Source organism: Natronoarchaeum mannanilyticum, assembly GCF_039522665.1.
In the GTDB taxonomy this organism is placed as follows: domain Archaea; phylum Halobacteriota; class Halobacteria; order Halobacteriales; family Natronoarchaeaceae; genus Natronoarchaeum; species Natronoarchaeum mannanilyticum.
This window is the reverse complement of the sequence record NZ_BAAADV010000003.1, coordinates 226,655-243,672: the sequence shown is the minus strand read 5'-3', so window position 1 is coordinate 243,672 and position 17,018 is coordinate 226,655. Positions and strand designations below refer to the sequence as shown.

Sequence of the window (17,018 nt, the reverse complement as noted above, 5' to 3'; positions counted from 1 at the left end):
GGGAAATAACGGTGTTGCGGTCTAGCGGACCTTCGCCTGCTCGATCCAGTTTTCGACGCGAGAGGCTGAGAGATCGGTCTCCTCGGCGATCGACTCCGCGTCGGCGTCGGCGAGGTCGGCGATCGACTCGACGCCGACGCCGCGCAGGCGCTCGGCGTAGGCCGGGCCGACGCCCTTGATGTCCTCGAGGTCGTCCTCGGGCTCGTCCTCGGCGTCGTCCTCCTCGTCAGTCTCGTCTTCCTCGGTGGATTCCGCGCCTTCGTCCGCCACTTCGGACTCGTCTGCCGCTTCGGACTCGTCCTCCGTCTCGGACCCGGATTCAGTCTCCTCTGCCGCTTCGGGTTCCTCCTCGTCGTCGTCTCCCTCGTCGGCATCGGTCTCGTCCATCTCGACGATCTCGTCGGACTCGCCGCGCTCTGGTTCGGCCTCCTCGATCGCCTCGTCGGCGGTTTCGGCGCTCGGCTCGCGATCGTCTTCGTCGGCGTCCTCGTCGCCCGCTTTCTCGGACGCCGATTCGTCGACCTCCGCGTCGCTCGGCTCGACGTCGGCGCCCTTGACCGTGCTCTCGGTCTCGGTCGCCGGTTCGGTGTCGCCCGTCTCGCGCTCGACGGTGACTCCGACGTCGCCTTGCGATTCGTTCGTTCCGCCGCCGAGTCCGAGAAGCGACTTCAACGTATCCAACAGTGACATTGTGCAGTAGTTACCAGTCGTTCCACTTAAAGCCGTTCGCCTCGTGGGCGGTGACTCCGGGGACTTCGCCGACGAGCGCGTCGGTTCTCGCAGGAATTGCCGCTACAACGCGTCGCGCAGCGCCCGCCGCTACAGCTCGTCCCGAAGCGCGTCGTTCATCGCGTCGACCGGGGCGTTCTCGCCGGTCCAGCGCTCGAACGCGGCGACGCCCTGGTACAGCAGCATCCACGCGCCGTCGATCGTCGTCGCGCCGGCGTCCGCGGCGTCGCGAAGCAGGGTGGTCTCCAGCGGTCGGTAGACGGCGTCGAGCACCGCCAGATCGCCGTGAAGCGCGGTGGCGGGTACCGGCGTGGCGTCCTCCTCCATCCCGACGCTGGTCGCGTTGACCAGCACCGTCGCGTCCGCGAGCAGGTCGTCGAGCCCCGCCAGGCCGTGGCCGCTCGCGTTCGGCACGTCCGCCGCGAGATCGTGCGCGCGCGCTTCGGTCCGGTTGGCGATCCGCACCGCGGCGCCGGCGTCGGACAGCGCGAACGAGGCGGCTCGTCCGGCTCCTCCGGCGCCGACGACGACCGCCGTCGCGCCGTCCAGGTCGACGTCGTACCGATCGAACGCGCGCCGGACGCCCTCGGCGTCGGTGTTGTGGCCGGTCGGGCGCTCGCCCGAGAAATCGACCGTGTTGACCGCGCCGATCCGGCTCGCCAGCTCGTCGGCGTCGACGTGATCGAGCACGTCCCGCTTGAAGGGAATCGTCACGTTCAGCCCGGCGACGCCGAGGGATTCGGCGCCCTCGATCGCGGCGCCGACGTCCTCCGGCGCCGGTTCGAAGGTCACGTAGCGGGCGTCGATCCCGAGCGCCTCGTAGCCGGCCTCGTGCATCGGCGGCGACAGCGAGTGCCCGACCGGATTCCCGATCAGACCGTACACGTCCATACCGCCAAGAGGCGGCCCGCGGAAAATAACTGGTGCGGTCGATCGCGACTGCCGGTACCGGTCTCGCGTTCGCGCCGCCGACTCGCCCGCTGTCGATACCCTTTTTCCCGGCGCGCCAGTACCACTCTCCGTGATCGGGATCGTCGTCAGCCGCGCGGATTCGGCATCGGAGCACGTCGGCGAGCACCTACTGGAGCTGGCCGACTGGCGCCGCCGCGTCGACGACGCCCACCCGGACGCCGGGGGCGGCGGCGCGGTGTTCCGGGCCGGCGAGTTCGAGCTGCGCACGTTCGAGGATCTCCACCTCGACGTCGAGGCCGCCGCGGCGCCGTTCGACGACCCGGACCTGCTGGTGTTCGCCTCGCGACACGCCGGCGACACCGGCGCGCTGCTGACGGCCCACTTCACCGGCAACTTCGGGCCCGCGAAGTACGGCGGCGAGGACCACGCGCTCGCGACGGCCTGCCCGAAGGCGCTCTCGGCGGTCGTCGACGCGCTCGGCGAACACGCCCCGCCGGCGTACGACGTCGGCGTCGAAGCGACCCACCACGGCCCGACCGAGGTCGGCGTCCCCTCGATGTTCGTCGAGCTCGGCAGCGACGAAGAGCAGTGGCAGGATCCGGAAGGCGCCCGGGCCGTCGCCGAAGCGATCCTCGACCTCGACGGCGTCGCGCCCCACGCCGAGCGCCGGCCGGGCGACGGCGACTCGCCGGCCGTCACGGACTGCCCGATCCGCCGGCACGTCGTCGGGATCGGCGGCGGCCACTACGCGCCGCGCTTCGAGCGGATCGTCCGCGAGACGGGTTGGCACGTCGGCCACGTCGCCGCCGACTGGGCGCTCGACGCGATGGGCGATCCGGACCAACGCCGCGACGTGCTCGACGCCGCCTTTGCGCACAGCGAGGCCGATCTCGCGCTCGTCGACGACGCCGACGGCGAGTACGAAGACGTCGTCGACGTGATCGAGGAGCTGGGCTACCGCACGGTCGGCGAGCGCTGGCTCCGCGAGACCGACGGCGTCCCGCTCTCGCTGGTGACGCCGCTGGAAGACGAGCTCTCGTCGATCTCGGACGGGCTCCGATTCGGCGACCCTGCCCGCGAGGCCGACATCGTTCCCGAGGACGAGGTGGCCGTCGTCGACCTCCCCGACGACCTGCTCGCCGAAGCACAGGGCGTCGATCGGGATGCGGTCAGGGATGCGTTCGAACGGCACGCCTACGCCTTCGAGACGAACGAGTCCGGCACCAGGGTCGCAGGGCGGGCGGCGTTCCCGGCCGCGGACGGCGGAGGGTCCAAACCGAACGCATATCAGGATCTCGTCGCGGCGCTCGCGGACGTGCTCGCGGAGAAGTACGACGCCGTCGAGCGCCGGAACGGCTGTCTGCGGGTCGAGATCGAGGCGTTCGATCCCGAACTCGCCAGCGCCGCCGGCGTCCCCGAGGGCCCGGCGTTCGGCAAGCTCTCGAACGGCCAGTCCGTCGAGGTCGACGGCGAGACGGTCGCGCCCGAGGACGTGCGGTCGGTCCGAGAGGAAGAGTTCGAGGTGTAGGCGACGCGCGAGTCGTGCCGCTCCCGAAAACTGTTTTCCGCCCACGCCCCAACTATCGGGTATGCCGCCGACCCTGGAAGTCGAGTGTACGGCCGAGGACTGCGATATCGACATGTTCGAGCTACACTACACCTACGACATGCCCGACGACGTGGGCGTAGCCGACTTCTCCTGTCCGTACTGCGGCGGGACCGACTGTCTCGAGGAGATCGAGGTATGACGCTACGCGAGATCGGCCGGTCGGTCGGCGGGCGCGTGCTCCGCCGGATCGGCCGCGTCGCCGGCAGCGTTCAGGAGCGCCGGGCGATTCCGGTCGACCTGCTCGAAAGCGACGACGCCCTGCTCGCGGTGTTCGACGCCGCCGGCGCGACCGGCAGCGACGTGCAGGTGCGGTTCTCCCGGGGCGCCGTCCACGTCCGGATCGACCGGTTCCGCGACCCCCACGAGGACTTCGAGATGCGCTTCCCCGGCCGCGGGCTCTCGCTCGACGGGAAGGTCGAAATCCCCGACGACGTGACGGTCGACGCCGAGGCGGCGACCGCGACGCTGACCGACGCCGGCACGCTCGAAGTGCTGCTGCCGAAGGTCGACGCCGACGCGGCGTCGGCCGACACTGCCGACGCCGAGGACACTGCCGATGCCGACGCGGAACCGATCGACGCCCCCGATGCGGAGTCGGTCGACGCCTCCGACTCGGAGTCTCTCGACGTCGAATCGGACGCGTAGCGCCCGCTCCGATTGCCCTCCTCAGTGTTCGTCGAGCGCCATCCCCTCCACGATCTCGAACTCATCGCGCCCGTCGAACCGGGCCGGATCGAACGCCGCGATGCCGTCCGCGCCACAGAGCTGACGAGCGACGAGCTCGCCGATCGCCGGCGCGCGCATGAACCCGTGGCCGTGGAATCCGGTCGCGACGAACAGCCCGGATTCGACTTGGCCGACCAGCGGATTTCGGTCCGGCGTCGCCGTACACAGCCCGGCCCAGGCGTCGCTCGCGGTCGATTCGACGCCGTCGACGCGCCCCGATAGTTTCTCCAGCACGTCATCGCGGAACCACGCGTCGCTCTCTCGATCCCAGTCGTCGGGATCGGCCGGGACCGGTTCTGTTCCGTCGCCGGCGAGCAGTTCCCCGTCCTTCGGTCGGGCGTAGTACCCGCCCGTGGCGTCGTAGAACGAGGGGAGCGCGGCCGCTCGGTCGCGTTGCTCGTCGTCCTCCGCCTCGACGCCGACGGTCAGCGCCTGCACCCGGTAGGCCTCGCTGGCGAGTTCGATCCCCGGGTCGGCCAGCAGCCCCGGCGTCCGAGCGCCCGCGGCGACGAGGACGGCGTCGAACTGCCGGCGTTCGGCACCGACGCGTACCGCCACTGGATCGGTCTCGATCCGTGCGGCGGTCCCCGTCTCGATCGTCGCGCCGTCGGCTTCGGCCAGCTCGGCCGTCGCCGCGGCGTAGGTCGAGGGCGTCGTCGTGCCGGACGATTCCGCGACGGCGGCCACGCTGATATCGTCCGCGCACAGCGTCGGCCACCGGTCGGCGATCTCGCCCGGCGCGAGCAGATCGACGTCTCGGCCGTTCGCGCGCATTCTGGGCACCTGCTCGCGGATCGCCTCGGCGTTCCGGTCGTCGCCCTCTCGCGCGAACCAGACGTACGGCCGGTCGGTCAGCTCGAACTCGGCGGTGCCCGAGAGCTCGCGAAACCGGTCGAGCGCGCGGTCGGCGACGGCGGCGTCGAGATCCTCCGCGAACGCGTCGTAGACGATGCCGGCCGCGCGGCCGGTCGCCCCGGCGCCGACGGCGTCGCGCTCGAACAGCGTCACGTCGACGTCCCAGCGCGCCAGGTCGCGGGCGGCCGTCGCGCCGACCGCGCCGCCGCCGACCACGGCGACCGATCGGTCGGAGTCGGGCGGCGGGGTTTCCGGCGATGCGGGCAGATCGAGATCCATGCCCCGAGGATCGGCCGGGAGCGACAAAAGCGTCACCTTGCGGAGGTTCAAGGCGCTCGCGCTCCTAGGACGGGTATGCGAAGCTTCAGGATCGGATCCGCGTTCGGCATCCCGATCAAGCTGGACCTGACGTTCCTGCTCGTGTTGCCGCTGTTCGCCTACCTCATCGGCTCGCAGTCGGCCCAGATCGTCGAGCTGCTCAACGAGATCCTCGGCGCGAACATCGGCGACGAGCTCTTCGTCGACGGCGCCGTCCGCTGGATCCTCGGCACCGTCGCGGCGCTCGGGCTGTTCGTCGGCGTGTTGCTCCACGAGCTGGGCCACTCGCTGGTGGCCCGTCGGTACGGCTTCCCGATCGACTCGATCACGCTGTGGATCTTCGGCGGCGTCGCTTCCTTCACCGAGATGCCCGAGGACTGGCGCCAGGAGTTCGCCATCGCCATCGCGGGGCCGATCGTGAGCGTGCTCGTGGGCGTGGCCTGCTACGGGCTGTTTGTCGCCGTCCCGCCGGACGTCGGGGGCGCCCGGTTCGTGCTGGGCTACCTCGCGGTGCTGAACGTCGTCCTGGCGGTGTTCAACCTCCTCCCCGCGTTCCCGATGGACGGCGGCCGGATCCTCCGGGCTATCCTCGGCCGGACGCGACCGTACGCGCGGGCGACGGCGATCGCCGCGGAGGTCGGCAAGTTCTTCGCCGTCATACTCGGGCTGGTCGGCCTGTTTAGCTTCAACATCCTCATGATCGGGATCGCCTTCTTCGTCTACATCGCGGCCTCCTCGGAGTCCCAGCAGGTCCAGATGAAGGCGGCCTTCGAGGGCGTGACGGTCCGGGACGTGATGACGCCGGCCGACAGGCTCCACACCGTCGCGCCGGAGACGACGATCGCGGAGCTGCTCTCGCGGATGTTCAGCGAGCGCCACACCGGCTACCCCGTACTGGAGGACGGCCGCCCGGTCGGGATGGTCACCCTCGACGACGCCCGCGACGTCCAGCCCGTCGAGCGCGAGGCGTACACCGTTGCCGACGTGATGACTCGCGAGCTCGTGACGATCCCGGCCGCCGCCGACGCGATGGAAGCGTTCGACCTGCTGCAGGAGCACGACGTCGGCCGACTGCTCGTCGTCGACGCCCGCGGCGACGTGGTCGGCTTGCTCTCCCGGACCGACCTGATGACCGCGCTCGACGTCGTCCGGTCGACCGACGGGATGGATCCGAACGACGCGAGCTCGCTGGCCGACTGAGGACGCGATCGCGAATGCTCGCTCAGGATCGCTTGACGATGTCCCGGATGACGCTCTGGACCAGCCGCTCCTCTTCTAGCTCGATCACTTGCGAGGAGATCTCGACGGGGACGCGCTCGCCGTCGGCCGTCTCGACGCACACCTGCGAGCCGTCGGCGTGCTTGCTCACCATGCCCGCGCCGGCTTCGAGGCGCTCGCGGAACAGCGTCTCGTAGAGCGACTCGTCCTCCGGCGGGTGGAGCTCGGTGTGGTGGTCTCCCGAGAGTTCCTCGGAGTCGTAGCCGAGGAGCGACTCGGCCGACTGGTTGAGCTCGACGATGCTCCCGTCGTCGGCGTCGACGACGACGATCGCCGTCGGCGCCGTGTCGACCAGCGCCCGGTAGCGCTTGCGCGAGCGCTCCAGTTCCTGCTGGCGACGCTTGCGCTCGGTGATATCGCGGAAGTAGATCGACAGCCCGTCGACGTCGGGGAAGATCCGCACCTCGAACCAGGCGTCGAGCAGGTCGTAGTGCTCCTCGACGGTCAGTACCTCTTGGTCCTCCAGCACGCCCGCGGCCGCCTCGTAGAACTCGGTATCCTCGATCCCGGGGAACACCTCCGTCGCTCGTTTGCCCATCAGCTCGTCGTTCGGCCGGTCCAGCAGCTCGGCCGCGCGGCTGTTGGCGTACGTGAGCTGCCACTCCTCGTCGAGCGCGACGAACCCGTCGTCGATCCGCTCGTACACCCGGCGGATCCGCCGGTTGCGCGCCTTCTTGGCCTGCTCGGCCCGCTGCTGGCCGACGACGTTCCGGATGCGGTGGGCCAGCAGGTCGTAGTGCTCGCTGCCGGCCTCCTTGCGGATGTAGTCGGTGACGCCCGCCGAGATCGCCTCGCTGGCGACGGTCTCGTCGCCCTTGCCAGTCATGATAATAAAGGGGAGATCGGGATGATCCTCCCGCACCGAGCGGAGGAACTCGACGCCGTCTTTCTCGGGCATCTGGTAGTCGCTGACGACGCAGTCGACCGTCGCTTCGGAGAGCACGTTCTCGCCCTCGGCGGCGCTTGTCACCGCCTTGACGCGGATGTCCTCGAACTCCTCCTCGAGAAACATCTCCGCCAGTTCCCCGAAGCGGGGGTTGTCGTCGACGATGAGAACCCGGATGGGACCCCCGGAGACAGTTGTCATTGTCCTCTGTCTCGTAGCTGTCAGTAATAATGGTTCCGGCGGCCCCGGGACCGTACGGCGGTCGGCTGGTTGCGGTGGCGGAACGCTCGTCGATCTGAATTTTCAGCTCCTGAATGGAAAAATATCCGCGATCGGAAACTCCGACGCCTACCGGTTCTGTTCGATGGCCTGCTCGTCGACGCCGACGAGCTCGAACAGCGGGTCGTACTCGTCGGGCAGCGAGCTCCGCACGTCCTCGAGTTCGCCCTCGGGGACGACCTCCGCGACCAGCGAGACGATCGCCTGCGCGTAGAACGTCGCGTCGGACTCGTCGGCGTCCGCCCGTTCGCCGACCCGGTCGACGAACTCGTCGAAGCCGAACTGCTGGCCCGACTCCGGCGCTCGCAGGTAGAAGTCGATATCGACCGGCAGCGGCGACGCCAGGTCGGTGGCGTCGCCCTCGGGCAGTCGCTCGCCGAGCGTCCACAGTACCGCCCGCGTGGCGCGGACCGCGTGGCCGCGCTGGCCGAACTCCGTGCGCTGCTGTGCCTTGCCGATGAACTCGCTGTGTTTCATGCTGGATCCCAGTCGGTGGGTCCACGGAGCGCCTGTTAGTCGTGTGTGTCGATACCGCTGATACGTCGCCGCGGTGCGGTCCGCCGGCGGGGCGTCACGTCGAGTCGCGGCCCGGTTCAGGTCGAACTGGCTCGACTGATGCTCTCGTTCTCGTCGGCCGTGTCGACGAACCGGTGTTGCTCGTAGTCGCCGACGTTGCCGGCGTCCGAGGCGCCCGAAGCGTCGATGCCGTAGGCTTCGTTGGCGCCCGTCAGTTCTTGCTCGTCCAGCAGTTCGGCGGCGTCGTCCGGCAGCATTGCGCCGCTGGGCACTTCGACGAACAGCAGCGTGTCCTCGAAGCTCCGGGCGCCCCACGATCGCTCGACGCCGTCGATCACCGCGACGCGGTCGGCCAACGCTTCGAGTTCCTCCCGGCGAGTCATCGCTCGATTCTAGCTGACTTGGATGGACCAACGTGTTCCCGAAAGTGTTCGGCCAACTCTTGGATCTTCGAAACGGCGATCGCTGGTGCTGCCAAAAATGATAATATCTGTATGTTCCGGCCGAAGGACGGGTAAATCTCCATTTGAGGCCCTACAAAGGCCAAAAACAACAATCAAAGAGTTTGTCAGGTCCAGGTGCGAGAATCGAACCCGATGCGAGACTCGCTAGCGCTCGTCTCGCGTGATTCGATTCTCTTACGAACGGACTTCCGACTCCTCACGTCCGTTCGTCGTCAGAAAGTCCAGGTGCGAGAATCGAACCCGCGTCTCAGCCTCCACAAGGCTGAAGGATAGTCCACTACCCCAACCCGGACACGTACTCCAACCTAACAGCGACTGAATTGAAATACGTTACGCCTCGCACCGATAGCGTCAGGCGTTCTCACACGACGGCGGCGCGATACGGCGTCGCACGCACGCGGTAGCGCTCCCGCATCGGCGCCGCGCGCCACACCGCGGCGCTTTTCTCCCGCGGCGCCGTAGCGACGGGCAACTGTGGCGATCACGGACAAGATCTACGTGAAGAACCACCGGCAGTTGAGCTCCCAGCTCGACACGCACATCCCCAAGGGCGCGTTCAAGGGCGCGACGATGGACGTGCTGTTCACCGGGGAGGGACTGGAGAAGTTGGACGAAGCCACCCGCGATCGGGTGCTGGACTTCGCGGAGGACTTTCTGGACTGCGACTGCGACAACAATCCCTACTGTGGCTGCCCGGAGCGGAAATTCATGCGGTACCTGCTGGAGCTGCGCGCCCAGGGGCTCGGCCCGGACGCCATCGTCGACGTGATGAGCGACGACTACATGCTGTACGCCTATCCCGGCGACGTGCTGTCCTTCCTCGACAACGGCGTCCGGACGCTGGAGGCGGTCGAGGAGCTCGCGGCCGTCGAGGGCGACGAAGAAGCCAGAGAGCAGGCGCGCGACACGAAGCGGGAGCTGTCGGGCTGACCGAATCGGGGCTGGCTACCCCAGATGGAGCGTCTCGTCCTGCTCGTCTTTCTCGCGGTCGAGATCTTCTAAGTGGATGACGTCGTCGGCGTCGTCGTCGACGCGCTCGCGAAGGTGCGTGGCGTACTGCTTGTACTCGTCTAACTGTTCCCGGAGGTGGTCGGCTTCGAGTTCGAGGCGCTCGTGCTCGCGGACGAAACTCTTGGGGACCGTGACCTTCGGCGGGAACTCGTCGTCGCTCTCGTCGACGGGGCCGTCGAGTTCGTGCTCGGGGACGACCTCGACCTGGCCGTCGTGGGCAACGAGCATGTCGACGTAGTCGCGGAACACCGCCGACAGCGAGAGGTCGCGCTCCTCGGCGATCTCCCGCAGCGACTCGAAGTCGTCCTCGTTGACGCGGAACGAGATCGTCTTGTTCTTGTTGCCCATGCTAGGCGTGACCTCTCGCTGAATTCACTTGAAGGTTTGTCAGACGCCGGATCGAGTATTATGCTCTCCTCAATCGAGCGAGAGGTGCATCGCTCGTGTACGACTGAATCGACAGCCAGGGAGGGCGAACGCGCTGTAAGTCCCCGCCGCACTCTCCCGAACAACACTGGACGGCAACTCTCTGAAAGCCCCCGCCGCGGTCGACCGGTTGTGGCTCGCTGTGCGCTTCCTTCGCTCGCGGTGCTCGCTCAGTCCAGTGCTTATTCCGGAAGACTCGCTCCCCTCGTCTTCCGACGTTCGCCTCACGATGTTCGGCTCACCGTCGCCTCACCGGATCGACCGAGGCGGCCCCTTTCATTCCCACCCACAGCGACCTCGTCCTCCCCAACCGATTGCGTTGCTCGGCTTGCGCCTGCGCTACTCATCCCTCGCGCGGCGCTGTCTCGCCACGAGCGGCTCGACAGCGCGCGCCACCGCAACCCCGCGGCCGGGCGCGACCCTGTGTCGCGCCCCGGGGAAGGGCAGGGCTGCGCGTGGTCGCCCTTGTGGCGACCCGCGCAAGCGGTCGCGGTACTGTCCTGGTGTCCTGCCGAGCGAAGCGAGGCAGGGCTCGGAAGACGAGCGTAGCGAGTCTTCCGGTGGACTGAAAGGGCGAGGACCGGTGGCCCGTTCTCAGGGGGCCCTATCCGAACGTAGTGAGGATATCCCCCTGAGAACGGGCGAGCGGGCCGAGGGCTTTCGTGGTGGTCCAACCAGTCCCTGCTATCACCGATGCTAGGAGCGGGCCGAGGGCTTTCGAGAAGTTCTCGTTGGCCGTAGACGTAGGGACCGCCAGGAGCGGAGCTACCGGAAGATCACACCAATCAGGCATCCTCTCGTCGAACCAGACAACAAAAAACGGCGAACGGGAACTGCCGCAATCCGACCGTGTTAGGTCGGATCGGCGGCGGCTTCCTGCTCGTCTTCGAGGTCCTCTAAGGCGGTGACGACCTCGCGGCGGTAGTTCTCGATCGCCATCTCGTAATGCTCGTCGGCCATCGCGGCGTACTCGTCGGCCTCGGGGTCGAAGCTCTCGATCCGGTCGAGCGTGCGCTGGGCGGTCTCGACGACCCAACGGTCCCGCACGTCGGCGTCGACGACGGTGATCGACTCCGGTCGCACGGAGACGTTCACGTCGCCCTCGTCGGTCTCGTAGGTGCGGGGCTTGCCGACGACCGAGACGTAGGCGGGCGGTTCCAGGTCCCGCAGCATCGCGGCGGCGTCGGGCTGGTACTGGCCGGCGTAGACGAAGAACGTCCCCGTCGGGTCGACGATCCGGCCGCGCCAGTACTCGTTGTCGTCGCCGATATCTTCCTTCTCGGTGAGCGTGCCGACGAAGAACACGCGGTTCGCGCGCTCCCCGGTCGGCAACAGCGCGTAGACGGGCGCTCGCTCGTCGTCCGACTCCTTGAACGTGTAGCTCGAATCGTTGAACTCGCTGGCGAACGCTCGCCGCGCGACCTCTCGACTCGGTGCGTCGCTCATGTTAGATCGACCTCGCTTTGATCAGCGTGTCCTCGACGTCCGTCGGCCCGGCGAGCTCCTCGACCTCGTCCGCGAGGACGTAGCGGCCGAACACCGGTCCGGCGACGCGGTAGTACTTGCCCAGCAGGGCGTCGGCGATCTCGTCCGCGACGACCTCGGTGTCGAGCGCGTCCATCGCCATCTCCTGTGCTTCCTCCAGCGTGATGTCGGCGACCTCCTCGGTCGCCTCCTGGTTGAAGATGACCTCGTGGGCGTCGAGGCCGTCGTCGATCACGCCCTTGATGCGGAGGTCGAACTCGCCTTCGACCTCGCCGTGCTCGTTGCAGCGGCCGTTCTGCAGAACGCGCGTGCAGTCCTCCTCGGGGCAGCGCTTGATGAGGCCGCTGCCGCTCTGGATGTCGACCAGCGCGCCCTCGATCTCCTCGGCGTCGTCGCCGACCTCGATGTCCTCGTCGAGTTCCTCGATCGTCGTCGTGCTGTTGAGCTTGACCGAGAACCGGCCCTCGTACTCGTCGGTGACGACGTTACCCAGGCGGTAGACCGCGCCCTCCTCCAGTTCCTGGAGGTCGGACTCGGCCCACTTGACGAACTTGATCGTCCCGCTCTCGTCGCCGAGCAGGCCCACCTGCGCGATCGAGTCGCTGCGGGGCTCCCACAGGTCGACGAGTTTCGCCTCGACCGTGTGCCACGCCTCGTCCTCGTCGATGTCGCCGACGGCGATCAGCTCGCTGCCGTCGCCGCCACCGCCGCCGAGTGCGTCGCGCTCTAACCCCGCCTCGTCGAGGTAGTGGTTGGTGACGCTGCGGCGCGCCTCGTCGACGGGCACTCTGTACTCGTCGACCAGGTTGGACAGCCGCGACTCGACGTCGTCGACGTCGATCTCCAGGTGGTCCGAAAACTGTTCGTGTATGTCTTCCGCGTGCTCTCGAAGATCACTCATGGCTTTCTCGTCTCCGCTCTGTTTTCGGTGGGAGACACTCGAACGTTGGCCCCGTTCGTATATAAACTTGTGGCGACCGGATCGAAAGTGAAAACCACCGGTACGGCGTCGGATGACGGACTCTAACGCACCTGTCGGATCGGAGATTTGACCGGAATCGCCGCCCGGGGACGCGGGCGATCGGCTTCGGCGTCGTCCGCGCAAACGCGCGCCTGCGATGGACCTTAGTGCGCCCGCCCGCAACCGTTTCGTATGCCAGAGGCCGGTGGTCGCCGTGGGTGATCGCGACCGCGTCCGGCGGTTCGTCAGCAAGACGCTCCGCGGCGCGGGCCGCCAGCTCGAGGAAGCCCGACAGGCCTACCACGAGGGCCAGCGCACGGCGTCGCTGCCGCGCGACGAGGACGGCAAAGTCCGAATCGTCTGTCGCCGCTACGCCGAGCGGCGCGCGGTCAATCTGGACGCCGACGGACGGCCCGAGTGCTTCGATCCGGACCATCCCGGCTGTCGAGGGTGCGCCGAGGACGTCCGCGAGGGCGTCGTCGAGACCTGGTGACTCGCGTCTGACGCCGGAGCGAAAGTAGTTCTACGTCCGATGATGCCGTCGTAGTAGTGCGATTTCGAAGCGAAACGAAGGGGTTGTCAAACGATCGCACGCTCGGCGGCTGGTAGAAAGAGCAGGCTGCCGCTTCGACGGTTCAGTCGCCCGCGCTGGGCTGGAGTCCGGCCTGCTCGACGTCGCGCCCGCCGACCGAGGATCGGTAGCTGTCCATCCCGTCGTCCCGCGCGACGCCGAAGTTCTCCGCGTGCAGTTCCTGGACGCGCTCGTACTCGTCGTCCGAGAGCGGCGCGACGTCGCTCGCGGCCGCCCACGCGTCGATGTCGTCGGTCGTCCGGAACGTCGGCGTCACCGAGGCGACGGCGTCGTGATACAGGAGCCACCGGATCGCGGCCTGGGCCATCGTGCGCTCGCCGTCCTTTTCGAGGAAGCGGATCGCTTCGAGCTTGTCCCAGCCCGTCTCGTACCACTCCTGGGGCCGGTGCGAGCGGTGGTCGCCCTCGCCGAGTTCGGTGTCGGGCGTGACCTGCTCGTTGAGCAGTCCCGATGAGTGGGGAACGCGCGCGAGCACGCTCGTGTCCGCACCCTCCCGCTCGACCGCGTCGAGGAAGTGCGTGCCCGGCCCCTGCTCGAACAGATTAAAGACGGTCTGGACGGCGTCGAAGCCCTGCTCGACGGCGGCTTCGCCCTCGGCGAGCCAGCCGATCGAGGGGCCCAGCGCCCAGCCGATCGAGTCGACCCGTCCCGACTCGACGAGCTCGTCCAGTTTCTCCCGCACGTCCCGATCGACCTCGTCGACGTTCGCGTTGTGCAGTTGCAGCAGATCGACGTAGTCGGTGTCGAGCCGGTCGAGCGACCGATCGAGCGCCGTCTCGATCCACTCGGGCGTGACCTCCTTGGGGAGTTCCCCGTGGCCCGCCTGCGGGTTGTTGTAGAAGTCGTAGCCGACTTTCGTGCCGATGGTGACCTCCTCGCGGCGATCCGCGAGGGCCTCGCCGATGATCTCCTCGCTGGCGCCGTGGCCGTACACGTCGCCGGTGTCGAAGAACGTGATCCCCTGATCGACGGCGTGGCGAACCATTTCGATCGCCTGCTCTTCCGAGCGGTCGCCCCACCAGTCCGTGCCGACGACCCACGCGCCGAATCCGACTTCGCTGACCTCGACGCCGGTGTCGCCCAGCGTACGGTAGTGCATACCCGATCGTTGGGAGCGGGGCCACTTAGCGCGTGCGGATTGCTCTGCCAGCCGAAGCGAACACGTTCGCCCGCTCGCCCGGCCGTCGTCCGGGTGGTGTTCGGTCAGTCGAACACGCCCTGTTCCTCGATCCGGGCCGTCAGCAGGTGTCGGACGCCGACGACGAGACCGTGATTCGATCCCTTCGCCCAGATGGCCGTCTCGATGGTTCGACCCGGTCGCGCGTCGTCGGTGAGCGCGCCCAGCAGCACCGACCGTCGGTCGACCATCACGATCCGGCTCAGCCACTTCGATTCGATCTGCGCGGCGTCCCCGGCGAGCTCGGTGATCCGAACGGTCGCGTCCGGGACGTCCTCCAGAAGCCGTTCCTCGGCGTCGTCGGAGGGTACTTCGGTGATCACGTCGACGCCGCGATCGCTCGCCCCGGCCAGCGTCGACCGAACGTCCCGTTCCATCGCGCTCTCGTCGGTGACGAGCAGGTACGCCTCGTCGTCGGCGTCCCCCAGTAGCGTCTCGATCCGGTCGGTCACGTGTTCGTGATCGGAGATCGCCCACGCGCCCGACTCTTCGAGATCGTCCGAGCGTTCGAGATTCCCGAGCGCGGTGCCGACGTTCGCGAGCGTCTCCTCGTGCTGGTCGCGCAGCACCTGCAACGCCTTCTCCTGAGAGAGCGCGCGGAACTCTCTGGGATCGGACTGCTGGACGTCCACCAGCCCCCGTCGATGGAGGCGTTCGACCGCGTCGTACACTCGCGAACGAGGCACTTCCGAGAGATCGCTGACCTCTTTCGCGCTGGCTTTCTCGACCCGCGAGAGCGCGACGAAGCAGCGCGCCTCGTACTCTGTCAGCCCCAGTTCCTCGAGAAGTTCGACCGCTTCGGACTCCGTGGGCATACGATATCCGCCCTAACGGCGTCTCACTGGTATGCTGACCGGCGAATTAGTTACGTCGACGTGCGATCCGGTTGCGGCTTCCCTCCACCCGTCATCGGGTCGCCGCCCGCTCGACGGTGCGCTCGTCGGCGTCGAACGCGACGAGTCCGACGTCGTCGAGCTTGGGGAGGTGTACGTGGTAGAGCGTCCGCTTCACGCGCTCGATACGCTCCTCCGAGACGGCGTCGGTCGTCCCCTCGGCTTCGCTGACTGCGACTCTCCGGGCCAGTTCGGCGAGCGCGGCCGACTCACCGCGACTGGGGAGGCAATCGAGCGCGAGCCGACGCCGCACGTTCGCGAGCGCTTCGAGCGTCTCGTCGTCGCGCACGTCGTCGAGCTCGGCGGCGGGGAGTTGCTGTTGTGCCATTGTAGTTTCGAGGCCACGAGCGCACTTGAGGGCGCCGTGAGTGCAACCGGGAAGACGGATGTGTCGTTACTCCCGTGACAACGCGTTCCGGTTGCCGTCGGGCGTGTTCGTTTCGGATTGATTGGGAGTTATTACGCCAAATATTATGGAGAAGATTTATTATAAACGGATGGAAATTACCGTCCATGACCGACGAACGGAAGCGACTGACGATCGACGGCGCCGCCTCGATCGACGCCGAACCCGGCGATATCGACGCCGTCGATCCCGAGGCGATCGCGGCGCTCCACGACGACCCGACCGCCGACGGTACGACTGCGGACGACGAGCCCCTCGCCGACGCCGGCCCGACGCCCGAACGGTTCGCCGAGTTCGTCGAGGACGTCGACGCCGGGCGCGTCGCCGCGGCGGACGGGGCCGAGGAGAACGTCCCGATCGACGCCTCGATGGACGACCTGTTCGCCGATCGCTGATCCCGTCGATTTCCGGCCCGTCGCCCTCCCGTCCGACCGCCGGCGTCGCTCGCGGCCAAGTCGGCCCCGACGGAAACCCATTTTACGCGCGGCGAGCAACCTCTCGTCATGACAAAGCGGCACGTCAGCCTCCCGGCGGACGCCGAAGCCGGGTTAGAGGAGTTCCTCGACGAGGTAGACAGGCGGCTCGCCTCGGACGAGGACACCTGTTCGGTCGTCGAGGACGTGCTCGTCGACCTGCACGGCGACCGGGACGCCTACGAGCGCTGGCAGGCCGGCGGGGACGTCTCGCCCGCCGAGCGCGTCCGCCTGCAGGGGTACGACCCGTGTAACTCCACCCTGGAGAGCGAGTACTACGCCGAGAAGGACGAAGAGAAGTTCCGCGAGTCCAAGCACCTCCAGTGGCTCTGGCGGCAGTTCGACGCGACGCCGATGGCCGACAACGTCGAGTTCGCGCTCCGCTTCCGCCAGATGCTCGCCGATCACCTGTTCGCCGAGTGCGGCGACGACTGCCGATTTTTCAAGGGGATCTCCGTCACCTACGGCCACAACGTCGAGATCGGCGACAACGTCGTGATCCACGACGACGTCCACCTCGACGACCGCGGAAAGTTGACGATCGGCGATCGGGTGTCGATCTCCGACGGCGCCCACCTCTACAGCCACGATCACGATCTCGTCGACCAGACCGCCGTCGAGAACTTCCACACGATCGTCGAGGACGACGCGCGGGTCACCTACGACGCGATGGTGCGGGCGGGCTGCCGGATCGGCGAGAACGCCGTCGTCGGCGCGCGGGCCGTCGTGCAGGGCGACGTGCCCGACCACCACGTCGCGGTCGGGATGCCCGCCAAGAGCGTCAAGATCAAGCCGGGGTGGGAAGACGTCGCGACGCCGCTGGACGCCGACGGCGTCAACGCCAACCGGCAGGACGAACGCCGGGTCGAGCGCGATCTCCCCGAAGACTTCGAGCCGTTCGACGAGTTCCAGCGCGACCTCGAACCGCCGGCGCCGCCTCGTTCGTCCGACGAGTAGGGCGATCGTCGCTCCCGGAACAGTCCTCAGCCGCCGTTCTCCCCCAGGAGAGGGTTCGGCACCGA

At 67.9% G+C, this 17,018-nt stretch carries 20 protein-coding genes and 1 tRNA gene; 8 read left to right on the top strand and 13 right to left on the bottom strand.

The window, feature by feature from the left end:
• Nucleotides 1–21: 21 nt before the first annotated feature.
• On the bottom strand, nucleotides 22–690 hold the full coding sequence (locus ABDZ81_RS09720) for a helix-hairpin-helix domain-containing protein (protein ID WP_343773769.1): 669 nt from the start codon (nucleotides 688–690) through the stop codon (nucleotides 22–24).
• Between the two features lie 129 nt (nucleotides 691–819).
• Nucleotides 820–1,620 (bottom strand): shikimate dehydrogenase, encoded by an 801-nt coding sequence (locus ABDZ81_RS09715; RefSeq protein ID WP_343773768.1) that lies wholly within the window; start codon nucleotides 1,618–1,620, stop codon nucleotides 820–822.
• Between the two features lie 130 nt (nucleotides 1,621–1,750).
• Here ABDZ81_RS09715 and ABDZ81_RS09710 point away from each other — a divergent pair, with 130 nt between their 5' ends.
• The 3 genes from ABDZ81_RS09710 to ABDZ81_RS09700 all read left to right on the top strand — a co-directional run bounded on the left by ABDZ81_RS09710 (nucleotide 1,751) and on the right by ABDZ81_RS09700 (nucleotide 3,895).
• The gene (locus ABDZ81_RS09710) at nucleotides 1,751–3,169 is read left to right on the top strand and encodes a D-aminoacyl-tRNA deacylase (protein ID WP_343773767.1); all 1,419 of its coding nucleotides are present in this window, start codon (nucleotides 1,751–1,753) and stop codon (nucleotides 3,167–3,169) included.
• 61 nt (nucleotides 3,170–3,230) lie between these two features.
• Nucleotides 3,231–3,389, top strand: a complete 159-nt coding sequence (locus ABDZ81_RS09705) for a DUF7559 family protein (protein WP_343773766.1) — start codon at nucleotides 3,231–3,233, stop codon at nucleotides 3,387–3,389.
• Nucleotides 3,386–3,895, top strand: a complete 510-nt coding sequence (locus ABDZ81_RS09700; protein WP_343773765.1) for an Hsp20/alpha crystallin family protein — start codon at nucleotides 3,386–3,388, stop codon at nucleotides 3,893–3,895. The genes ABDZ81_RS09705 and ABDZ81_RS09700 overlap by 4 nt, the downstream gene beginning before the upstream one ends.
• A gap of 21 nt (nucleotides 3,896–3,916) precedes the next feature.
• Here ABDZ81_RS09700 and ABDZ81_RS09695 read toward each other — a convergent pair whose 3' ends face one another.
• A complete protein-coding gene (locus ABDZ81_RS09695) occupies nucleotides 3,917–5,110 on the bottom strand; it encodes an NAD(P)/FAD-dependent oxidoreductase (RefSeq protein WP_343773764.1) in 1,194 nt (397 codons plus the stop codon).
• Between the two features lie 75 nt (nucleotides 5,111–5,185).
• Between ABDZ81_RS09695 and ABDZ81_RS09690 the strand changes: the two genes are divergently transcribed.
• Nucleotides 5,186–6,349, top strand: coding sequence for a site-2 protease family protein (locus ABDZ81_RS09690; RefSeq protein ID WP_343773763.1), 1,164 nt, complete (start codon nucleotides 5,186–5,188; stop codon nucleotides 6,347–6,349).
• Nucleotides 6,350–6,371: 22 nt separating this feature from the next.
• Here the strand turns inward: ABDZ81_RS09690 and ABDZ81_RS09685 are convergent, their stop codons facing one another.
• From ABDZ81_RS09685 to ABDZ81_RS09670, 4 genes are all read right to left on the bottom strand, one after another.
• Nucleotides 6,372–7,514 carry a PAS domain-containing response regulator gene (locus tag ABDZ81_RS09685; RefSeq protein ID WP_343773762.1) on the bottom strand — a complete coding sequence of 381 codons (1,143 nt, stop codon included), beginning with the start codon at nucleotides 7,512–7,514 and terminating at the stop codon, nucleotides 6,372–6,374.
• Between the two features lie 147 nt (nucleotides 7,515–7,661).
• On the bottom strand, nucleotides 7,662–8,069 hold the full coding sequence (locus ABDZ81_RS09680; protein WP_343773761.1) for a DUF2267 domain-containing protein: 408 nt from the start codon (nucleotides 8,067–8,069) through the stop codon (nucleotides 7,662–7,664).
• 116 nt (nucleotides 8,070–8,185) lie between these two features.
• A complete protein-coding gene (locus ABDZ81_RS09675) occupies nucleotides 8,186–8,491 on the bottom strand; it encodes a hypothetical protein (RefSeq protein WP_343773760.1) in 306 nt (101 codons plus the stop codon).
• A 300-nt stretch (nucleotides 8,492–8,791) separates the two neighbouring features.
• Nucleotides 8,792–8,864: transfer RNA gene (locus ABDZ81_RS09670), tRNA-His, on the bottom strand.
• 182 nt (nucleotides 8,865–9,046) lie between these two features.
• Between ABDZ81_RS09670 and ABDZ81_RS09665 the strand changes: the two genes are divergently transcribed.
• Complete coding sequence (locus tag ABDZ81_RS09665; protein WP_343773759.1) at nucleotides 9,047–9,502, top strand: DUF5814 domain-containing protein; 456 nt, start codon at nucleotides 9,047–9,049, stop codon at nucleotides 9,500–9,502.
• Between the two features lie 15 nt (nucleotides 9,503–9,517).
• On the opposite strand, the gene ABDZ81_RS09660 is transcribed toward ABDZ81_RS09665, so the two are convergent.
• From ABDZ81_RS09660 to ABDZ81_RS09650, 3 genes are all read right to left on the bottom strand, one after another.
• On the bottom strand, nucleotides 9,518–9,931 hold the full coding sequence (locus ABDZ81_RS09660; RefSeq protein ID WP_343773758.1) for a DUF8146 domain-containing protein: 414 nt from the start codon (nucleotides 9,929–9,931) through the stop codon (nucleotides 9,518–9,520).
• A gap of 930 nt (nucleotides 9,932–10,861) precedes the next feature.
• Complete coding sequence (locus ABDZ81_RS09655; protein ID WP_343773757.1) at nucleotides 10,862–11,455, bottom strand: RPA family protein; 594 nt, start codon at nucleotides 11,453–11,455, stop codon at nucleotides 10,862–10,864.
• A 1-nt stretch (nucleotide 11,456) separates the two neighbouring features.
• The gene (locus ABDZ81_RS09650; protein WP_343773755.1) at nucleotides 11,457–12,395 is read right to left on the bottom strand and encodes a replication factor A; all 939 of its coding nucleotides are present in this window, start codon (nucleotides 12,393–12,395) and stop codon (nucleotides 11,457–11,459) included.
• Between the two features lie 274 nt (nucleotides 12,396–12,669).
• Here ABDZ81_RS09650 and ABDZ81_RS09645 point away from each other — a divergent pair, with 274 nt between their 5' ends.
• Nucleotides 12,670–12,948 (top strand): DUF7091 family protein, encoded by a 279-nt coding sequence (locus ABDZ81_RS09645; RefSeq protein WP_343773754.1) that lies wholly within the window; start codon nucleotides 12,670–12,672, stop codon nucleotides 12,946–12,948.
• A gap of 142 nt (nucleotides 12,949–13,090) precedes the next feature.
• On the opposite strand, the gene ABDZ81_RS09640 is transcribed toward ABDZ81_RS09645, so the two are convergent.
• From ABDZ81_RS09640 to ABDZ81_RS09630, 3 genes are all read right to left on the bottom strand, one after another.
• Nucleotides 13,091–14,146, bottom strand: coding sequence for an aldo/keto reductase (locus tag ABDZ81_RS09640; protein WP_343773753.1), 1,056 nt, complete (start codon nucleotides 14,144–14,146; stop codon nucleotides 13,091–13,093).
• Nucleotides 14,147–14,250: 104 nt separating this feature from the next.
• A complete protein-coding gene (locus ABDZ81_RS09635) occupies nucleotides 14,251–15,039 on the bottom strand; it encodes a TrmB family transcriptional regulator (RefSeq protein WP_343773752.1) in 789 nt (262 codons plus the stop codon).
• A gap of 91 nt (nucleotides 15,040–15,130) precedes the next feature.
• A complete protein-coding gene (locus tag ABDZ81_RS09630) occupies nucleotides 15,131–15,445 on the bottom strand; it encodes a DUF7344 domain-containing protein (RefSeq protein WP_343773751.1) in 315 nt (104 codons plus the stop codon).
• Between the two features lie 185 nt (nucleotides 15,446–15,630).
• Between ABDZ81_RS09630 and ABDZ81_RS09625 the strand changes: the two genes are divergently transcribed.
• Together ABDZ81_RS09625 and ABDZ81_RS09620 are read left to right on the top strand one after the other, a co-directional pair.
• Entirely contained in the window at nucleotides 15,631–15,918 is a 288-nt protein-coding gene (locus ABDZ81_RS09625; RefSeq protein WP_343773750.1) for a hypothetical protein, read from the top strand.
• Nucleotides 15,919–16,026: 108 nt separating this feature from the next.
• A complete protein-coding gene (locus ABDZ81_RS09620) occupies nucleotides 16,027–16,953 on the top strand; it encodes an acyltransferase (RefSeq protein ID WP_343773749.1) in 927 nt (308 codons plus the stop codon).
• The last annotated feature ends 65 nt before the right edge of the window (nucleotides 16,954–17,018 follow it).